We start from the raw sequence: 18,571 nt of genomic DNA, 5'->3' as shown, positions 1-18,571 counted from the left end.
TCGGCCGTCCCGGCGGGGCAGGGCTCCGCCTTGCCCCGAGAGCGGCCGCCGGGGACGCTTGAAAATCGAAGATCTTTCCTTGCTGACTTCCCCGGCGGCACCGGGCGTGCCGCCGCTACCTTGAGACGCGATGATCGGACGAATCCCAATCCTGGACATCTACCCCACGGTCGAATGCGGGCGTTACCCCGCGAAGGCCGCCGCGGGTGAGACCTTCGAGATCTCCGCGACCGTGTTCCGCGAGGGACACGACGCGGTCGCCGCAGGGGTCGTGTTCACCGGCCCCGACGGCGTGCGCGGGCCGCTGCTGCCCATGGGCGAGCTCGGGCCCGGCACCGACCGCTGGGGCGTGGAGGTGACGCTGCCCACCGAGGGCGAGTGGCGCTTCCGGGTGGAGGCCTGGGGCGATCCCCTGGCCACCTGGCTGCACGACGCGGGCATCAAGATCCCCCGCGACCTGGACGCCGACCTGATGTGCGAGGAGGGCGCCCGGCTCTTCGACCGCGCGGCGCGGGCCGTACGGGCCGCCGACTGCGAACCGGCGACCGGCACCGTCGCGACCGGCAGGCCGGTGAGCGGCAGGACCCCCGCGGCGAGGACGGCGAAGCGCGGCAAGGTCACCCAGGCACACGCGTGCGGGCACCGCGCCGCGCTCCAGGCGGTCGCGGCCAGGCTCCGCGACACCCGGATCGACCCGCGTGCCCGGTTCACCGTCGCCCAGCTTCCGGAGACGGCGGCGCTGCTGCGCGCGCACCCGCTGCGTTCGCTGATCACGAGATCGTCCCCGCGCTCGGTGGTGGTGCACCGCCGCAGGGCGCTGTTCGGGTCGTGGTACGAGTTCTTCCCACGCTCCGAGGGTGCGATCATCGAGCGGGACGCAGCCCCCAAGTCCGGAAATTTCCAGACTGCCGCGAAGCGGCTGCCGGCCGTCGCGAAGATGGGCTTCGACGTCGTCTACCTGCCGCCGATCCACCCGATCGGGCAGAGCTTCCGCAAGGGGCGCAACAACACCCTGACGCCCGAGCCGTACGACCCCGGCTCGCCCTGGGCGATCGGCTCGCAGCAGGGCGGTCACGACGCCATCCACCCCGACCTGGGCACCTTCGAGGACTTCGACGCCTTCGTGACGAAGACCCGCGAGCTGGGCATGGAGGTCGCCATCGACCTGGCCCTGCAGTGCGCGCCCGACCACCCGTGGGTCACCGAGCACCCGGAGTGGTTCAACATCCGTGCCGACGGCTCGATCGCCTACGCGGAGAACCCGCCGAAGAAGTACCAGGACATCTATCCGCTGAACTTCGACAAGGATCCCGAGGGGATCTACGAGGAGATCAGGCGGGTGGTGCGGCTCTGGATGGAGCACGGCGTGCGGATCTTCCGGGTGGACAACCCGCACACCAAGCCGGTGGCCTTCTGGGAGAGGTTGCTGGCCGACATCAACGCCACGGACCCGGACGTGCTGTTCCTGGCCGAGGCGTTCACCCGGCCGGCGATGATGCGGACGCTGGCCAAGGTCGGTTTCCACCAGTCGTACACGTACTTCACCTGGAAGAACTCGCGCTCGGACGTCGAGGATTACCTGAGCGAGCTCTCCCACGAGACGTCGTCGTACATGCGGCCGAACGTGTTCGTTAACACTCCAGACATTCTCCACGAGTACCTTCAACATGGGGGTGTCCCGGCATTCCGTATCAGAGCAGTACTTGCGGCGATGGCGATGCCGACCTGGGGCGTCTATGCGGGCTATGAACTTGCGGAGAATGTACCGGTTAGACCAGGCAGCGAGGAATATCTAGATAGTGAGAAATATCAGTACAAACCCCGTGATTGGGTAGGGGCTGAGCGGGAAGGTCGTAGCCTTGCCCCGTTCATCACGCAACTCAATTTGTTCCGAAGAGCACACCCGGCGCTCCAGGAACTGCGTAATCTACGATTTCACAGCGTTAACCATCCGGACATGGTCTGCTTCTCCAAGCGGCTGCCCGGCGCCTACGACACGGCCACACGACGGCACGGCCTGGGCGACGTGGTCCTCGTGGTCGTGAACCTGGATCCGCACAACACCCACGAGGCGACGGTGTCGCTGGACATGCCCGCCCTCGGTCTCGACTGGCAAGCCGAGTTCGTCGTGGACGACGAGCTGTCGGGCGAGTCGTACCGGTGGCGGCAGGACAACTACGTGCGCCTCGATCCCCACATCCACCCAGCGCACGTCTTCACTCTGCGTGCAGCGGCGGCGAACCAGCGGTGAGCCGGCCGGGTACGCGTATACCGGCAGAACAGCGGGGAGTCCACTGGTGAGTCAGCTACCTGAGCCAATTCCGAACACCTTCGACGAGGAAGAACCGCGCGATCCCTACTGGTTCAAGCGCGCCGTCTTCTACGAGGTTCTCATCCGGGGTTTCGCCGACTCCAACGGCGACGGCACCGGAGACATCCGCGGTCTCATCCAGAAACTGGACTACCTCCAGTGGCTCGGCGTCGACTGCCTCTGGCTGCTGCCGCTGTACGAGTCACCGCTGCGCGACGGCGGGTACGACATCGCCGACTTCATGAAGATCCTTCCCGACTTCGGGGACCTCGGAGATTTCGTGAAGCTGGTCGACGAGGCGCACAAGCGCGGCATGCGGGTCATCGCCGACCTGGTGATGAACCACACCAGCGACCAGCACCCGTGGTTCCAGGCCTCCCGGCACGACCCCGAGGGTCCTTTCGGCGACTTCTACGTCTGGAACGACCACGACGAGCTCTACAAGGACGCCCGGGTCATCTTCATCGACACCGAGACGTCCAACTGGTCGCACGACCCGGTCCGGGGACAGTACTACTGGCACCGCTTCTTCTCGCACCAGCCGGACCTCAACTACGAGAACCCCGACGTGCAGGACGCGATGCTGGAGGTACTCCGCTTCTGGCTGGACCTCGGCATCGACGGGTTCCGGATGGACGCCATCCCGTACCTGTTCGAGCAGGACGGCACCAACTGCGAGAACCTGCCCAGGACCCACGAGTACCTGAAGCGGGTCAGGGCGGAGGTCGACCGGCTCTATCCCGACCGGGTGCTGCTGGCCGAGGCCAACCAGTGGCCCGCCGACGTGGTCGAGTACTTCGGCGACCCCGCCACCGGGGGCGACGAGTGCCACATGGCGTTCCACTTTCCGCTGATGCCGCGCATCTTCATGGCGGTCAGGAGGGAGTCGCGCTACCCGATCTCGGAGATCATGGCCCAGACGCCGAAGATCCCGGAGAACTGCCAGTGGGGCATCTTCCTCCGCAACCACGACGAGCTCACGCTTGAGATGGTGACGGACGACGAGCGCGACTACATGTACTCGGAGTACGCCAAGGATCCCCGGATGCGGGCCAACGTCGGCATCCGGCGGCGGCTGGCGCCGCTGCTGGAGAACGACCGCAACCAGATCGAGCTGTTCACGGCGTTGCTGCTCTCCCTGCCCGGTTCTCCCGTGCTGTACTACGGCGACGAGATCGGGATGGGGGACAACATCTGGCTGGGCGACCGCGACGGGGTCCGCACCCCGATGCAGTGGAGTCCCGACCGCAACGCGGGATTCTCCGACTGCGACCCCGGCCGCCTGTATCTCCCGGTCATCATGGACCCGATCTACGGCTACCAGGCACTGAACGTCGAGGCCCAGCAGCGGAGCGCGGGCTCGCTGCTGCACTGGACCAAGCGGATGATCGACATCCGCAAGCGGCACCCGGTCTTCGGCCTCGGCGCTTTCACCGAGCTGAACTCCTCCAACCCGAGCGTCCTGGCCTACGTGCGGGAACTCGGCGACGACCGGATCCTGTGCGTCAACAACCTCTCCAGGTTCCCTCAGCCGGTGGAGCTGGATCTCCGCCGCTTCGAGGGGTCGATTCCCGTGGAGACGATGGGCGGAGTTCCGTTCCCACCGATTGGCGAGCTTCCGTATCTTTTGACGCTCCCGGGGCATGGGTTCTACTGGTTCACCCTGCCGCCCGTATCCCAGGAGGCGTAAAGCCGTGTTGACGGAGCTCCTTACCGGTTGGATCACCCATCAACGATGGTTCGCCGGTAAGGGGCGCCCGATCGACAATCTCGTCGTCGACTCGGACGTGCAACTCGCACCACGCCTGCGCCACGTGATCATCTCGGTTCACCAGGCCGGGGCATGCGACCGGTACCAGCTGCTGCTCGGCACCGACGCGCCCGACGAGTACCGCTTCAAGCCCGCCCACATCGGCGAGGACTACTACGACGCCGCCTACGACGCCGACCTCACCTGCGTCCTGCTGACCGGCATGGCGGAGAACCGTGATCTGGGCCCGCTCCGCTTCCGCCACCTCGACGGGGTGGAGATCAACACCTCCCTGCGGAGCCTGGTGCTCAACGCCGAACAGTCCAACACCTCCCTGGTGTACGGCGACACCTACATCTGCAAGCTGTTCCGCCGGCTGACCCCCGGGGTCAACCCGGAACTGGAGATCGTCACCGCCCTGGCCCGCCGTGACGGCACCCACATCGCGCGGCCGTACGGCTGGATCGAGACCGACCTCGACGGCGAGCCCACCACGCTGGCGATGACCCAGGAGTTCCTGTCGAACTCCAACGACGGCTGGGCGCTGGCGCTGACCAGCGTCCGCGACCTCTACGGCGCCCTGGAGTGCTCGGCCTCGGAGGCGGGCGGCGACTTCAGCGCCGAGTCCTTCCGCCTCGGCGTGGCCACCGCCCAGGTACACCACGAGCTGGCCGCCGCCTTCCCGGTCGACGTGATCGAGTCGCAGGAGGTCAAGCGGATGGTCGAGGAGTTCGGCCGCCGCCTGGCCGTCGCGGTCGCCGAGGTGCCCGAGCTCCGCGAGCACGCCCATGTCGCCGAGGAGGCGTACCAGCGGGTCTCCGAGGTGGCCAGGGAGATGCCGGTCCAGCGCGTCCACGGCGACTACCACCTCGGCCAGGTGATGCGGACCCCCACAGACTGGATCATCCTCGACTTCGAGGGCGAGCCCGGACAGCCCATCGCCGAGCGCCGGGCCCTGGCCTCACCGCTGCGCGACGTGGCCGGGATGCTCCGCTCCTTCGACTACGCGGCCCGCCACCTGCTGGCCGACCACGTCGACGCCGACGAGCTGCGCCCCCGCGCGGTCGAGTGGGCCGAGCTCAACCGCTCCTCCTTCCTGGCCGGTTACTCCGCCGGAGGCGGCCATCTGCGCGCCGAGGACGCCGTCCTGCTCCGCGCCCTGGAACTCGACAAGGCCGCCTACGAGGTCGTCTACGAGGCCCGCAACCGCCCGACCTGGCTGCACATCCCGATGGCCGCCTTCCAGCTGGACCGCTGACGGGTTCACTTCGAGCGGGGCAGCAGCACCTTGTCGATGATGTAGACGGTGGCGTTCTTGGTGGCGATGTCGCCGCAGACCACCTTGGCCCTGCCGGAGACGACGAAGTCCTGCCCCGAGCCCTTGACGGTGATCTGGCCGCCCTGCATGGTCTTCAGCGGGGCCGCGGTCAGCTGGGACGGGCTCTTCCTGCCCTCGACCACGTGGTAGGTCAGCAGCTTGGCCAGTTGCGGCTTGTCGGCCATCAGCTTCTTGATGGTGCCGGGCGGCAACTGGTTGAAGGCCGCGTTGCTGGGAGCGAAGATCGTGATGCCCTTGGCCGTGTAGAGCTTGTTGGTCAGCCCCGCGTCCTTGATGGCGGCGCTCAGGGTGGACAGCTCCGGGTTCTCGGCCACCGCGGTGGTGACCCGCTCCCTGGCCGCGTTGCCGAGGCTGCCCTTGCCGGTGGCCGGCAGGGCGGAGCAGCCGGGGCCGACCGGCTTGCCGCTCACGCCGGGCGAAGGTGACGACGTGTGGCCCGGGGGCGACGCCGACGGCGTCGGGGTGGGCGCGGAGTGGGTGGCCGCCCCCGCGGCGACAGGGAGCGCGCTCAACATCAGCACGCTCAGCCCGGAGACGAGAAGTTCCTTCTTCATGGGACCTCCTGATTCGGATGCATGAGCCGCCGGGATGCTCCCGGCGGCTCATGCCGCCTGCTCACTGGCCACTTTCCCCCCAGATAGTCATCTATCGGACATATGGCCATTAAATGCCTAAAACAGATCAGAATGTTCACCAGCAAGACGGCATCCCGGGCCACCCTCACACCGAATCAGGGCACAGAGTAATCAAACAACCCCATAGAGTGACCATATGGCTCCACCGCTACCCGGCCCACTGGCCCATCTGGCACCACTGCTGGACCAGTACGGCTATCTGGCCGTCGGCACGTTGATCTTCATGGAGGACTTCGGCATCCCCGTCCCCGGGGAGACCATCCTGCTCACCGCCGCGATCTACGCCGGGGCCGGGCAACTGCACCTCGCCGCCATCGTGCCGATCGCGGTGCTGGCCGCGGTGGCCGGGGACAACCTCGGCTACCTGATCGGCCGCACCGGTGGTCGCGCCTTCATCCGCCGCTGGGGCCACTACGTCCTGCTGCCCCCGGAACGCTTCCGGAAGGCGGAGCGGTTCTTCGAACGGCACGGCGGCAAGGTCGTCGTCGTCGCCCGCTTCATCGCGGGACTTCGCGAGGTCAACGGCATCGTCGCGGGCACCATCGGCATGCCCTGGCTCCGTTTCCTGGCGTTCAACACCCTCGGCGCGGCACTGTGGGTCACGGTGTGGACGGTGCTGGGGTACACCGTGGGCAACTACATCGGCGAGGTGTACGACGAGATCGCCCGCTACTTCGACTACCTGCTCCTCGCCCTGGTCGCCCTGGTCGCCGGGCTGATCGTCCGGCACCTGCTACGCCGCCGCCGCGACCGCCGGTGACACCGGGGAAGCACATCGGCCACAGGGCCCGGGCCCGGGACATCGGGCCGGTCCCCGGTGGCCGAAAAGACAGATGATCACGAAAGGATGTTCGCGATCATCCGCCTGCGGCGTCACGGGACGGTTCGGCAGGCCCGTGCCCCGCCGTGTTCGGCCCCTCCGTGTTCTCAGCCGCCTCCCGGAACCGTCCAGTAGATCCGTGTTCCGGTCGTCCGCCCCGTGGGCGGCGTCAGATTGACGAAAGCGCCGCAGTTGCCGGGCCATGCCGGGTTTCCCCCGCGGCCGGGGACCGGCCTGATCCTGCAGGTCGTCTGCATGACCCTGCCGTCGGTGCTCAGCATGTCGACGTACAGGCTGCCTCCCAGCGCCGCCAGGGTGATACCGATCACGTTGCCCGGATAACCGGGCACGGACGAGAGGTCATGCCAGTTCGGGGTGGTCCTCGGATCCCTGAGCAGAGTCCGGCCGTCGCCCGGCACATAGCCGAGGTATTCGGTGTCGCCCTGGATGGCCGAGTCGATACCGCCCCCCGGCCCCGGCGGACCCATCGGCCCCGGATCCCCCTGCGGACCCGCCGGACCCTGGGCACCTGGATCACCCTTCTCCCCCTGAGCACCCGCCGGACCCTGAGCTCCCGGATCACCCTTCTCCCCCTGAGCACCCGCCGGACCCGCCGACCCCTGCTCACCCTTCTCGCCCTGCGGACCCGCCGGACCCTGAGCTCCCGGATCACCCTTCTCCCCCTGAGCACCCGCCAGACCTTGCAGACCTGTCAGACCCTGCAGACCTGTCAGACCCTGAAGACCCCGCACCCCCTGAGCACCCGCTGGACCCGGATCACCCTTCTCCCCCTGAGCACCCGCCGGACCCGCCGGACCTTCCGAACCCGGGTGGCCCTGTGGGCCCCTCTTACCTTCCGGCCCCTGTTCGCCCTGCGGTCCCGGAAAACCCATCGGGCCCCTCTCGCCCTCCGGCCCCTCCGGTCCCTGGGGACCTCGGCGTCCCGGAACGCCCTGTATCCCCTTACGCCCCCGCCGTCCGCGCTCGCAGAATCCGTGACAACGGTGGCACGGACGGCCGCAACGGCGGCAAGGTCTGTGACGGCACTCCCCGTGGTGATCGACGGATGCGACGGGACCGCCCCCTTTGACGACCGCTCCGGCCGAAGCGCCCGGCACGGGCTCGGCCATCGCGCTCACCGGCGCCTGGCTCAACAGCACCGTCCCCGCCGTGGTCACGACGACGGCATACTTCAAGAGGCGGCGGCCGGCAGGACCCCCGGCCGGCTCACTCCCATGAGGAATCAACTTGTTTCCCTTTGCAGCGAGAATCCGATTTTTTATCATTTCCAGCGATCCGAATCGGAAATACCCGCACACCAAAAAGGAAAACGCGCCCCCCATTTTCGAGTCAGCAAACAGATGGCATTTCAGAGAAAACCGAATCCACCCTACAGGGCTTCTTCGCATTTTATGTACGAGTAGACAATTCACCTTAAATGCCGGTTGCCGCGATTCTGTTCCGCGAAAAGCGCCGGACGCGATATCAAGGGAGCCCTGCGGCATGATGCGTCGGCCGAGCCGAGGTCGCCGCCGCCCCGCACCCGGTCACCATCGAGGCGACCGTCGCCCGAGGCCATGGCCGCCGAGGCCCCTGTCCTCCCGGCGGCCATGGTCTCAGAACACGACCCTCGCGCCTTCCGGCTCCGCACCGGGGTCCGGCCGCCGGGTCCGCAGCGCCCAGCGCACGGCCGGTCCCATGGCCAGGCCGGAGAGCAGGAACAGGCCGCCCAGCACCAGCCAGCCCGGAGTCCCCCAGGTGACGATCAGCGTGGTGAGCAGCAGTGGGCCGAGCATCCTCGCGACCGCCGCGCCGGATCCGAAGAAGCCCTGGTACTGGCCCTGTTTGCCGGCCGGGGCGAGGTCGAATCCGATCTCCCAGGCGCCGGAGGCCTGCATCATCTCACCGAGCACCTGCAGGCAGGCGGCCACGAGCAGGACGAGCCCGGCGACCCACGCCGAGGATCCGGCCGACGACAGGGCGAACACCACGCACGAGGCGAGCAGCACCGCGCCCGCCCGCCGTACGGACCGGGCGGCGGTCTCCAGGTCACTGACCCGCCGGGCCACCCGTACCTGGAACAGCACGACGCCCAGGGTGTTGAGGACCAGCAGTGCGGCGACCGTCCAGCTCGGGGCCTGGGTCCGCTGAACGATCCAGAGCGGGATGACCAGGCTGAGCAGCGGCATGTTCAACAGCGCGATCATGTTGAGGAGCGAGATCAGCGCGTACGGCCGGTCTCTGAGCACCGCCAGCACCGGCTCGCCCGCTCCGGCGGCCGGCGTGGCCGGCACCGGAGCGAGGCGGAGCAGGATCAGCGCGGAGAACAGGAAGCTCAGCGCGTCCATCGCCAGGACCGTCAGGTAGGCCGCCGGGGTGTCGAGGTGCAGCGCCGCTCCCCCGAACGCGGCGCCGACCGCCAGCCCCGCGTTGACCGTCGCCTGCAGGTGGGCCCGGACCCCGGTCCGCCGCGCCCGGTCCACCAGCCCGGCGAGCAGTGCCTGCCTGGCGGCGGCGAGACCGCACTGGGAGATCGCGTACAGGCAGGCGACCAGCACGAACAGCGGGAAGGATCGGACGAACAGGAAGGAGCCGACCGCGGCGGCGGTGGCGACGGCCAGCAGGACCGCCGTGCCGCGCGGTCCCCGGCGGTCGGCGAGGTGCCCGAGCGGGACCCCCGCCACGAACCCGACGGCCCAGCCGAGTGTCAGCCCGAAGCCGACCTCGGTCGGCGACAGCCCCACGATCCGGATGAAGTAGAGCGCCGAGCACACGTAGTAGGCGCCGTCTCCGATCGAGTTGGTCAGCTGCGCGAGGGCGAGGATCCTGGGCGGCCCGGAAGGCGGCATGATCCGGCTGAACATCGGACTCCTTGGTGGTCACCGCGCTGAGGTCTCCCGCGTTGGGAACAGCGTGACTCTATTGAGCGGATTGGCCCCATATAAGATCCAATGGAAGACAGAATCATTGGGCCAATACGAGGACGGTCGGGTGGATTTCCATGTGAGCCTCGCCGGGCGCGGCGATCTGTCCGCCCGCATCTACCGGCAGCTTCTGGACGCCGTCCTCGACGGCCGCCTGCGCCCGGGGGAGCGCCTGCCGCCGACCCGCGAGCTGGCGCGACGGCTCGACGTGTCACGCAACACCGTGGCCGTCGCCTACGAGCGGCTGACCGCCGAGGGCGTCCTCGTCGGTCAGGTCGGCGCGGGCACCTTCGTGTGCGCCGAACCCCTCGGCCGCACCCGCTCCCGGGCCGCGCCGGCGGGCAGCGGCGTGCGCCCCCGCCACCTCTGGCGGTCCCTGCCCACCCCGCCGAGCGAACCGGCCACGGAACCGGTCTACGACTTCAGGGTGGGCGTACCCGACTCCCGGCTGTTCCCGCTCGAAACGTGGCGCAGGCTCGTCGCCCGCGAGTTGCACCCGGCGCTGGTGCGCTCCACCGGCTACGGCGACCCCTCGGGACATATGGGCCTGCGGGAGGCCGTCGCCCGCCACATCGGGATCTCCCGCTCGGTACGGGCGAGCGCCGCCGACGTACTCGTCACCCAGGGGGCCCAGCAGGCGCTCGACCTGATCGGCCGCGTGCTGATCGAGCCCGGCTGCCGTGTGGCGGTCGAGGAACCCGGCTACCCGCCGGCCAGGCTGCTGTTCCGGTCACTGGGCGCGCGGGTCACCGGGGTGCCGGTCGACGGTGAGGGCCTGGACGTGTCCGCCCTCCCCGACTCCGCCCGCCTCGTCTACGTCACGCCCTCGCACCAGTTCCCGCTGGGCACCCCGATGTCGCTCGGCCGCCGTGCCGCGCTGCTCGAATGGGCCGAGCGGCGGGGTGCCGTGGTGATCGAGGACGACTACGACAGCGAGTTCCGTTTCGAGGACCGCCCGCTGGAACCGCTGCAGGGCCTGGACCGCAGCGGCCACGTCATCTACGTCGGTTCCTTCTCCAAGACGATGCTGCCGATGCTGCGGCTGGGCTTCCTGGTCGCCCCCGCCTCGCTCCAGCCCGCGCTCCGCAGGGCCAGGCAACTCACCGACTGGCACGGCGAGCTTCCCACCCAGGCGGCGCTGGCCGGGTTCATCGGCGAGGGCCTGCTCGGGCGACACGTCCGCAAGGCGACCCGCGAGTACGCGGCCCGCCGCGAGCGGATCCTCGCCACGCTCCGGCGGGACTTCCGCGACTGGCTGGAGCCGATCCCCTCGGCCGCCGGCCTGCACCTCTGCGCCCACCTGACCTCGGACGCCGGGGTCGACATGAACCGCGTCACGGCGTACGCGAACCGGGCGGGGATCGCACTGCAGGACCTCGCCCCCTACTATGGCGAGGCCCCCGCGCGGGCGGGGCTGGTGCTCGGGTACGGCGCCATCCCGGCGGAGCGGATCGAACCGGGGCTACGGCACCTGGCGGAGAGCTTCCGAGCCGCGTGGAACTCACGCGACGTCTGAACGCCTGGTCCCGCTGGAAGCGACCGCCGGTCTGATGTGAGTGCTCACCTCGTTCGCCGACTCGGGCGTCCGGGGTGGGTTCTCGCCCTGCGGCCGGGGCGCCCGGAGATTTCCGGCGGATCTCCTGACCGGACGGCGGGAAATCGTGACCGCCTCCGGATACCGCGGGCGATGTACCCGATATACCGCTGCAGTTGCAGGAATAGATCAATCTTTCGCGGTATGTCGCCTTAAAAACCATTCATATAGCTTCGTAGCGGATCTTGAACTCTGATGCACGGCGATGAGTCATGTGCGGCAGCACCTGTGATCGTGAGCATCATCGAGGAGGCCGGCGTGCGTGGATGGTCATCGTCGAAGCTTTCCTGGCGGAACGCCCTACCCTGGGTCGCCCTGCTCACGACCGCAGGACTGCTGCTGGTGCTCAGCCCCGCCCTGCCCTATCGGCTGTCCGCCGCCGCGGCCGACCTGGCCGACGGGGTGGGCCGGCGACTGGCGAACACCAACAGCGGGCTGTGCCTGGACGTGCCCGCGGCGTCGCAGGCCGACGGCATCAAACTGCAACAGTGGGGATGCACCGGCGCCACAGCACAGAGTTGGACGTTCACCGCGACGCCCGGCGGCTTCTACACCCTGAGGAACGTCAACTCCGGCAAATGCCTGGACGTGCCCTACGCCAGCCCCGACCCCGGAACACAACTCCAGCAGGTCGTCTGCAACGGCTCCGACGCCCAGAACTGGCAGACCGTCGAGTCGGCCACCGGATTCCAGGTGAAGAACAAGGCCAACGGCCTCTGCATGGCGGTCAAGGACGCGGCCCTGACCAACACCGCCCAGATCGTCCAGATCGCCTGCGCCGGCCAGCCCGCACAAATCTGGACGATCAGCACGTTGGTGAACCTGGCCGACGGGGTGAGCCGGCGGGCGGTGAACGCCAACAGCGGGCTGTGCCTGGACGTGCCCGCGAGCTCGCAGGCCGACGGGATCAAGCTGCAACAGTGGGAGTGCAACGGCGCCGCGGGACAGAACTGGACCTTCACCGGAACAGGCGACGGCTTCTACACCCTGAAGAACGTCAACTCCGGCAAATGCCTGGACGTGCCCTACGCCAGCCCCGACCCCGGAACACAACTCCAGCAGGTCGTCTGCAACGACGCCGACGCCCAGAGCTGGCAGGTGCTGGAACTGTCCGGCGGAACCCGGCTGAAGAACAAGGCCAGCAACCTCTGCGCGGCCGTCAAGGACGCGGCACTGACCAACATGGCACAGATCGTCCAGGTCGCCTGCGCCGCCGGCGACGCACAGCTCTGGGCGGTCATCACCCGGGCACCACTCGATCTGGCCGACGGGGTGGGCCGGCGGGCGGTGAACATCAACAGCGGGCTGTGCCTGGACGTGCCCGCGAGCTCGCAGGCCGACGGGATCAAGCTGCAACAGTGGGAGTGCAACGGCGCCGCGGGACAGAACTGGACCTTCACCGGAACAGGCGACGGCTTCTACACCCTGAAGAACGTCAACTCCGGCAAATGCCTGGACGTGCCCTACGCCAGCCCCGACCCCGGAACACAACTCCAGCAGGTCGTCTGCAACGACGCCGACGCCCAGAGCTGGCAGGTGCTGGAACTGTCCGGCGGAACCCGGCTGAAGAACAAGGCCAGCAACCTCTGCGCGGCCGTCAAGGACGCGGCACTGACCAACATGGCACAGATCATCCAGATCGCCTGCGCCACCAAAGACGCACAAATCTGGGCGATCACCGCACTGGGTGGTCTGCCCGGCGCACCGACCGCGGTTCAGGGCACCGCGGGTGACAGGCAGGCCACCGTCACCTGGACCGCCCCGGCCGACACCGGGGGGATGGCCCTCACCGGCTACACCGTCACCGCCACACCCGGCGGCCGGACCGCCACCGTATCCGGCCAGGCGACCACCGCCACCGTCACCGGCCTGACCAACGGCACCAACTACACCTTCACCGTCGTCGCCGCCAACGCCGCGGGTTCCGGCCCGGCCTCCCAGCCCTCGCCCGGCGTGACGCCGGTCGGCCCACCGGCTCCGCCCACGGCGGTGACCGCCACGGCGGGCGACCGGCAGGTCATCGTCACCTGGACCGCCCCGGCCGACACCGGCGGCTCGCCGATCACCGGCTACACCGTCACCACCACGCCCGGCAACACCGCGACCACCGTCGCCGGCACCACCCTGACCGCCACGATCACCGGGCTGACCAACGGCACCTCCTACACCTTCACCGTCAAGGCGAAGAACGCCGTCGGAACCGGTACCGCGTCGGCGTCCAGCTCGCCGGCCACCCCGAACACCACACCTGGTGCCCCCACCAACGTCACCGCGAACGGCGGCGACGGCAAGGCCACGGTGTCCTGGACCGCCCCGGCCGACACCGGCGGCTCACCGATCACCGGCTACACCGTCACCACCACGCCGGGTGGCACGACTCTCGTCGTCACGGCCGACCGCACCTCCGCCACGGTCACCGGACTGGCCAACGGCACCACCTACACCTTCACCGTCACCGCACGGACCACCGCCGGCCCCGGTCCGGAATCGGCTCCGTCCAACCCTGTCATCCCGGCGCCGGGGCTGGAGGCGCCCACCGACGTCACCGCGGTCCCCGGCGACCGGCAGGCCACGGTCTCCTGGACCGCCCCCGGCGGAACCGTCACCGGCTACACGATCACGGCCGCGCCCGGCGGCCGGACCGCCACCGTATCCGGCCAGGCGACCACCGCCACCGTCACCGGCCTGACCAACGGCACCGCCTACACCTTCACCGTCGTCGCCACCAACGGCCAGACCACCGGCCCCGCCTCACAACCCTCGACCGCCGTGACGCCGGCCGGGCCTCCGGGCGCCCCCACCACCGTCACCGTCGAAGGCGGCGACGGCAAGGCCACGGTGTCCTGGACGGCCCCGGCCGACACCGGTGGAAAGCCCGTCACCGGCTACACCGTCACGGCCACGCCCGGCGGCCGGACCGCCACCGTATCCGGCCAGACGACCACCGCCACCGTCACCGGCCTGACCAACGGCACCGCCTACACCTTCACCGTCACCGCCACCAACACCGCCGGCACCTCCGAGCCGTCCGCTCCCTCGGCCTCGGTGACCCCGATCGGCAAGCCGTCCCCGCCCACCGCCGTCACCGCGACCGCGGGTGACGGCAGCGCGACCGTGTCCTGGCAGGCACCCGTCAACGGCGGTTCGACGATCAGTGGCTACACGGTGACCGCGACACCCGGCAACGCCACGGCCACCGTCGCCGGCACCACGCTGACCGCCACGGTCGGCGGCCTGACCAACGGCACCGCGTACACCTTCACCGTGACGGCGACCAACGCGGCCGACACCTCCGAACCGTCCGAGCCCTCCAACCCCGTGACACCCGCCGTGCAGGCCCCGCCCGGTGCGCCGTTCATCACGGACGTCTACCCCCGGGACGGTGCGGTGCGTGTGTCGTGGACGCCCCCCGACACCGGGGCGTCGGGCCTGACCAGGTACGTGGTGACCGCCACTCCGGGGGCGGCGAGTGTGGAGACGGCGCCCGGCGCGACGGAGACGATCGTGACCGGGCTGACCAACGGCACCGCGTACACCTTCACCGTGACGGCGTTCAACACCGTCGGGGAGGGCAGCGCGTCCTGGCCGTCCAACCCGGTGACGCCCGAACCCGCCAAGGTCCCGCTGCGGCCGGCCGGTGTGCAGGCGTTCCCGCTCGACCGGCGCATCGACGTGCAGTGGGTGCCGGTCGGTGACGGAGGATCGCCCATCACCGGCTATGTGGTCACCGCGCAGCCCGGCGACGTGACCGTGGAGGTGGAGGCCACCGACACCACCGCCTCTCTGACCGGATTGACCAACGGGACGGCCTACACCGTCACCGTCGTGGCCCGCAACAGCGCGGGAGACAGCACATCGTCGGCCGTCGAGGCGGTCACCCCCTCGGCCAACCGGCCCCCCGGGGCGCCGGAGCAGGTCCTGGTCGGCGTGCCCACCACCGGGACGGCCGAGATCTCCTGGAAACCGCCGGTCGACACCGGCACCGGCCCGGTCACCGGCTACACGGTGACCGCCGCCCCGGGCGGTCACAGCGTCACCACCTCCGCCGCCACCACCACCGCCACCGTCTCCGGGTTGAATCCGGAGACCGCCTACGCCTTCACCGTGCGGGCCGCCAACGCCTCGGGAAACGGGACGGCCAGTGGCGCGACCGGGAGCATCATCCCCAAGGTGACGGTGAAACGCGATCCCGTCCTGCTGGCGCAGGCGGCCCTCGCCACCCTGCGTGACGTGCGCGACGGCCGGACCCTGGTGTTCCACAATCCCCCGGCCCAGGTCACCGGGCTCACCCTCGGGGACATCGTCATCATCGAGGACAGCCCGCACGCCCCGGAGGGATTCCTCGGCAAGGTGCTGAGCGCCGCCGCCTCCGGCGAGGAGTTCATCGTCAGCACCACGACGTCGTCCCTCGACGAGATCTTCACCGACGCCGCCTTCGCGATGGACACCCGCCTGGACGCCGACCAGATGGAGTTCATCCCGTCCGGTCCCGGCGCACGGGTGGCCGCCGCCGGTCCCGGCACCCCCAGGGCGTTCATCCGGCCACCGGGAGTGCTGGTCGTCGACCTCAGCTGGACGCTGCGGGACAGGGGCAGAACCACCACCCAGCTCAACGGCTGGGTCACTGTGGACCCCTCTTTCAAGATCACCAACACCCTCACCAGCAATCTTCTCGACTACCGCCCCAAGGTGGTCACCGAGACCAGCGTCAAGCTCTCGTCGGAGCTCCGGCTGGACCACGGATTCAGAAGGGGGTTCCAGGAGAAGCTCACCCTGGGCGTGGTGAAGGGCCCGTGCTTCAAAGTCAAGATCAGGGGTGTTCCGGTAAAGGTCTGCACCCGCTTCTACATCAACTACACGGTGTCCGGCGAGGTGTCGGTCGGCCTGAGTTACGCGGCCCACCTCGACAGGGAGGTAGGCGTCCGATGCACCGCCTCCGGTACCGCTACGGAGAACGGTTGTGAGATCTTCGAGAACGAGGGGCCGGGGTTCTGGCTTGACGACTGCACCGGACCTTCGGTGGTGAACTGTGTGGGTCTCTACGGCGACGGCCAGATAAGCACGGGGATAGAGACCGATGTCGCGCTCATGCTGTACGGAGGAGTCGGCCCCGCGCTGACCTTCACGTTCCCCAGGTTCGACCTGAAGACGAGCACCACCCAGAATCCGTGGTGCGAGCTCGCGGGCCTGGTGAGGGTGGGCGCCGCACTGGACGCGAGGATATTCAACAAAACGTACTCGCCCTGGCGTAATCCCGACCTCATACCCCTTGCCGGGAAGTCCCTCGTCTGCGGGGACACCTTCCAGGGCCTGAAGATCAACCCTCAGGTCGGCCAGGTGGCGCCCGGACTGAGTCTCCAGTTCGACGCCACGGTGTCCGGCTACCCCGACAACGTCACCAAGAACTGGGCGGTGCTCAAAGGCCCCGGCACCATCAACCAGGACGGGCTGTACACCGCGGGCACGGAGCAGGGAGTGGCCGAGATCGAGGTGGTCAGTCCGGCCACCGGCGGCCACCCCGAACTGCGTGCCCGGGCGGCGGTGGAGGTCGGCACCGTTTACGGCACGCCCAGCGCACCCCGCCGGGACGGCTGGAGCCGCCCGGGGCAACGGTCGATCACCGCGAGCTGGCAGCGACCGGTGTCACAGGGCAGCAGCGCGATCAGCGGCTACGTCGTCATCGCACAACCCACGGCCTCCGACGACGCTTCCGATGCCATAACGGCCTACGCGCCCGGCAACGCCACGCACGCGCTCGTGCAGAATCTCGCGCCTGGCGAAACGTACCGGATCACCGTGTACGCGCGGAACGCGCAGGGCACCAGCCTCCCTTCGGAGAGCGAGGAGATCACCACCCTCGACCTCACCTTCCCCGCACCGATAACGCAGGGCAACGACCTGGCGACCAGCAACGAGGTGCCCCGCGGCCGGCCCGACTCCACCAACTCGTCCTTGGGAGTCATCTCCGGCGACGGCCGATACCTGTTCTACCTCACCCAGGGCAGAAGCAATCTGGCGGTCACCCCGGTGGCCAATCCCGCGAACTACAACCTCTATCTCTTCCGCTACGACACGACCACCACGGAACGTATCGTCGTCTCCAGAGGGCTGACCGGAGAAGCGGTGACCTCGGCCTACATCTTCAAGGCCAGTCGTGACGGGAACACGGTGGCCTTCCTGAACGGCAGCAACCTGATCGTGCACCGCATCAACGCCGGCACGAGTTGGAGTCCAGGAACCGATCTGGCCCCGTACGGGGTGAGCAACAACGGCGACGTCGTGCTGTACCGGAAAAAGCTGGCGGGCACCACTGCCCAGTTCAACGCGTTCCGTCAGGTCGCCGGTGGTGCCCCGCAGCAGATGGACGAGGAGTGCACCACCGGTGCCGCCGACGAGAAGTGTCTGGATCTCGGCGCGACCATGTCCGACGACGGGTCGAAGGTGGCGTACGGCACCATCGACAACCGCGACGGGGGCAACGAATGGCGAGTGTGGGTGTTCGACGCCGCCGCGGGCACCCGGACCGAGGTCACCAGCGACAGCGCCGTACCCCGCGTGTCGAATCCGATCATCTCCGGTGACGGAAGCACCGTGGCGGTCTCCTACACCTGGTGGAACCGCTCTCCCGCATCGGAACCGCTGGTGAGCGGCCTGGCACTGAAACGACTCGGCACCGGCCCCGTCACCCGCGCGGACATCGTGGTGCCCTTCGTCAGCGACACCTCCGGGCAGGGCGGCTCCGCCAACCAGGAGTGGGCGACGCCGGAGGTCCTGAGCGGAGACGGCCAGGTGCTGGCGTATCACCACCGCACCAAGACCGGGACCGGCATATTCGATGCCCTCCACAGCCTGCGGACCTATCGGGTCGGCGGCATGACACACATCGCCGGTGGATCCGCGCTCACCCAACCTTCGCTGATCAGCTTGACCGATGACGGGCAGCGGCTGGTCTACACCCTGACGGGCGCCTCCGGATCAGGGCTGGGCCTCATACCGGGAGTGTGGCACGACCTGTTGTGACAGAAGGCTCGTGATGGCGGTGTCGTCGTAGGCAACCGGCCCTCGGCCTGGCTCACGACGACACCGCGAAGGCGGCGGTGGCCGGCGAGCACGCCCGCCTTTCGGGCCGGTCATAACGTTTACCTGCGAACCGCTTCCCCATACGCCGCTTTTACTCCGCCTGTGGAACCCTCTGGGC

Annotated in this window: 9 protein-coding genes; 6 read left to right on the top strand and 3 right to left on the bottom strand. The window is 68.9% G+C overall.

Annotated elements, in window-relative coordinates; all coding sequences use genetic code 11:
• Positions 1-130 precede the first annotated feature (130 nt).
• The 3 genes from AB0K21_RS39685 to AB0K21_RS39675 are packed head-to-tail and all read left to right on the top strand — an operon-like array spanning position 131 to position 5,319.
• Entirely contained in the window at positions 131-2,251 is a 2,121-nt protein-coding gene (locus tag AB0K21_RS39685) for an alpha-1,4-glucan--maltose-1-phosphate maltosyltransferase (RefSeq protein WP_343972906.1), read from the top strand.
• A 46-nt stretch (positions 2,252-2,297) separates the two neighbouring features.
• Positions 2,298-4,001, top strand: a complete 1,704-nt coding sequence (gene treS / locus AB0K21_RS39680) for a maltose alpha-D-glucosyltransferase (RefSeq protein ID WP_030913794.1) — start codon at positions 2,298-2,300, stop codon at positions 3,999-4,001.
• A gap of 4 nt (positions 4,002-4,005) precedes the next feature.
• Complete coding sequence (locus tag AB0K21_RS39675; RefSeq protein WP_364157532.1) at positions 4,006-5,319, top strand: aminoglycoside phosphotransferase; 1,314 nt, start codon at positions 4,006-4,008, stop codon at positions 5,317-5,319.
• A gap of 5 nt (positions 5,320-5,324) precedes the next feature.
• Here the strand turns inward: AB0K21_RS39675 and AB0K21_RS39670 are convergent, their stop codons facing one another.
• A complete protein-coding gene (locus AB0K21_RS39670) occupies positions 5,325-5,954 on the bottom strand; it encodes a fasciclin domain-containing protein (protein WP_364157529.1) in 630 nt (209 codons plus the stop codon).
• Positions 5,955-6,171: 217 nt separating this feature from the next.
• Between AB0K21_RS39670 and AB0K21_RS39665 the strand changes: the two genes are divergently transcribed.
• Entirely contained in the window at positions 6,172-6,795 is a 624-nt protein-coding gene (locus tag AB0K21_RS39665; protein ID WP_364157526.1) for a DedA family protein, read from the top strand.
• 167 nt (positions 6,796-6,962) lie between these two features.
• On the opposite strand, the gene AB0K21_RS39660 is transcribed toward AB0K21_RS39665, so the two are convergent.
• Together AB0K21_RS39660 and AB0K21_RS39655 are read right to left on the bottom strand one after the other, a co-directional pair.
• The gene (locus AB0K21_RS39660; protein WP_364157523.1) at positions 6,963-7,343 is read right to left on the bottom strand and encodes a hypothetical protein; all 381 of its coding nucleotides are present in this window, start codon (positions 7,341-7,343) and stop codon (positions 6,963-6,965) included.
• 1,128 nt (positions 7,344-8,471) lie between these two features.
• Entirely contained in the window at positions 8,472-9,719 is a 1,248-nt protein-coding gene (locus AB0K21_RS39655) for an MFS transporter (RefSeq protein ID WP_364157520.1), read from the bottom strand.
• 127 nt (positions 9,720-9,846) lie between these two features.
• Here AB0K21_RS39655 and AB0K21_RS39650 point away from each other — a divergent pair, with 127 nt between their 5' ends.
• Both AB0K21_RS39650 and AB0K21_RS39645 read left to right on the top strand, forming a co-directional pair.
• Positions 9,847-11,295, top strand: a complete 1,449-nt coding sequence (locus AB0K21_RS39650) for a PLP-dependent aminotransferase family protein (RefSeq protein WP_364157517.1) — start codon at positions 9,847-9,849, stop codon at positions 11,293-11,295.
• 336 nt (positions 11,296-11,631) lie between these two features.
• Positions 11,632-18,393 carry a fibronectin type III domain-containing protein gene (locus AB0K21_RS39645; protein ID WP_364157514.1) on the top strand — a complete coding sequence of 2,254 codons (6,762 nt, stop codon included), beginning with the start codon at positions 11,632-11,634 and terminating at the stop codon, positions 18,391-18,393.
• Positions 18,394-18,571: the final 178 nt, after the last annotated feature.

This window comes from Streptosporangium sp. NPDC049248, assembly GCF_040678965.1.
GTDB lineage: Bacteria > Actinomycetota > Actinomycetes > Streptosporangiales > Streptosporangiaceae > Streptosporangium > Streptosporangium fukuiense.
This window is presented reverse-complemented; position numbering and strand designations above follow the sequence as displayed.

Excerpts from the sequence above, each read along its gene's own strand:
- AB0K21_RS39665 (WP_364157526.1), top strand. The coding sequence starts at position 6,172 with ATGGCTCCACCGCTACCCGGCCCACTGGCCCATCTGGCACCACTGCTG.
- AB0K21_RS39655 (WP_364157520.1), bottom strand. The coding sequence starts at position 9,719 with ATGTTCAGCCGGATCATGCCGCCTTCCGGGCCGCCCAGGATCCTCGCC.
- AB0K21_RS39670 (WP_364157529.1), bottom strand. The coding sequence starts at position 5,954 with ATGAAGAAGGAACTTCTCGTCTCCGGGCTGAGCGTGCTGATGTTGAGC.
- AB0K21_RS39685 (WP_343972906.1), top strand. The coding sequence starts at position 131 with ATGATCGGACGAATCCCAATCCTGGACATCTACCCCACGGTCGAATGC.
- AB0K21_RS39660 (WP_364157523.1), bottom strand. The coding sequence starts at position 7,343 with ATGGGTCCGCCGGGGCCGGGGGGCGGTATCGACTCGGCCATCCAGGGC.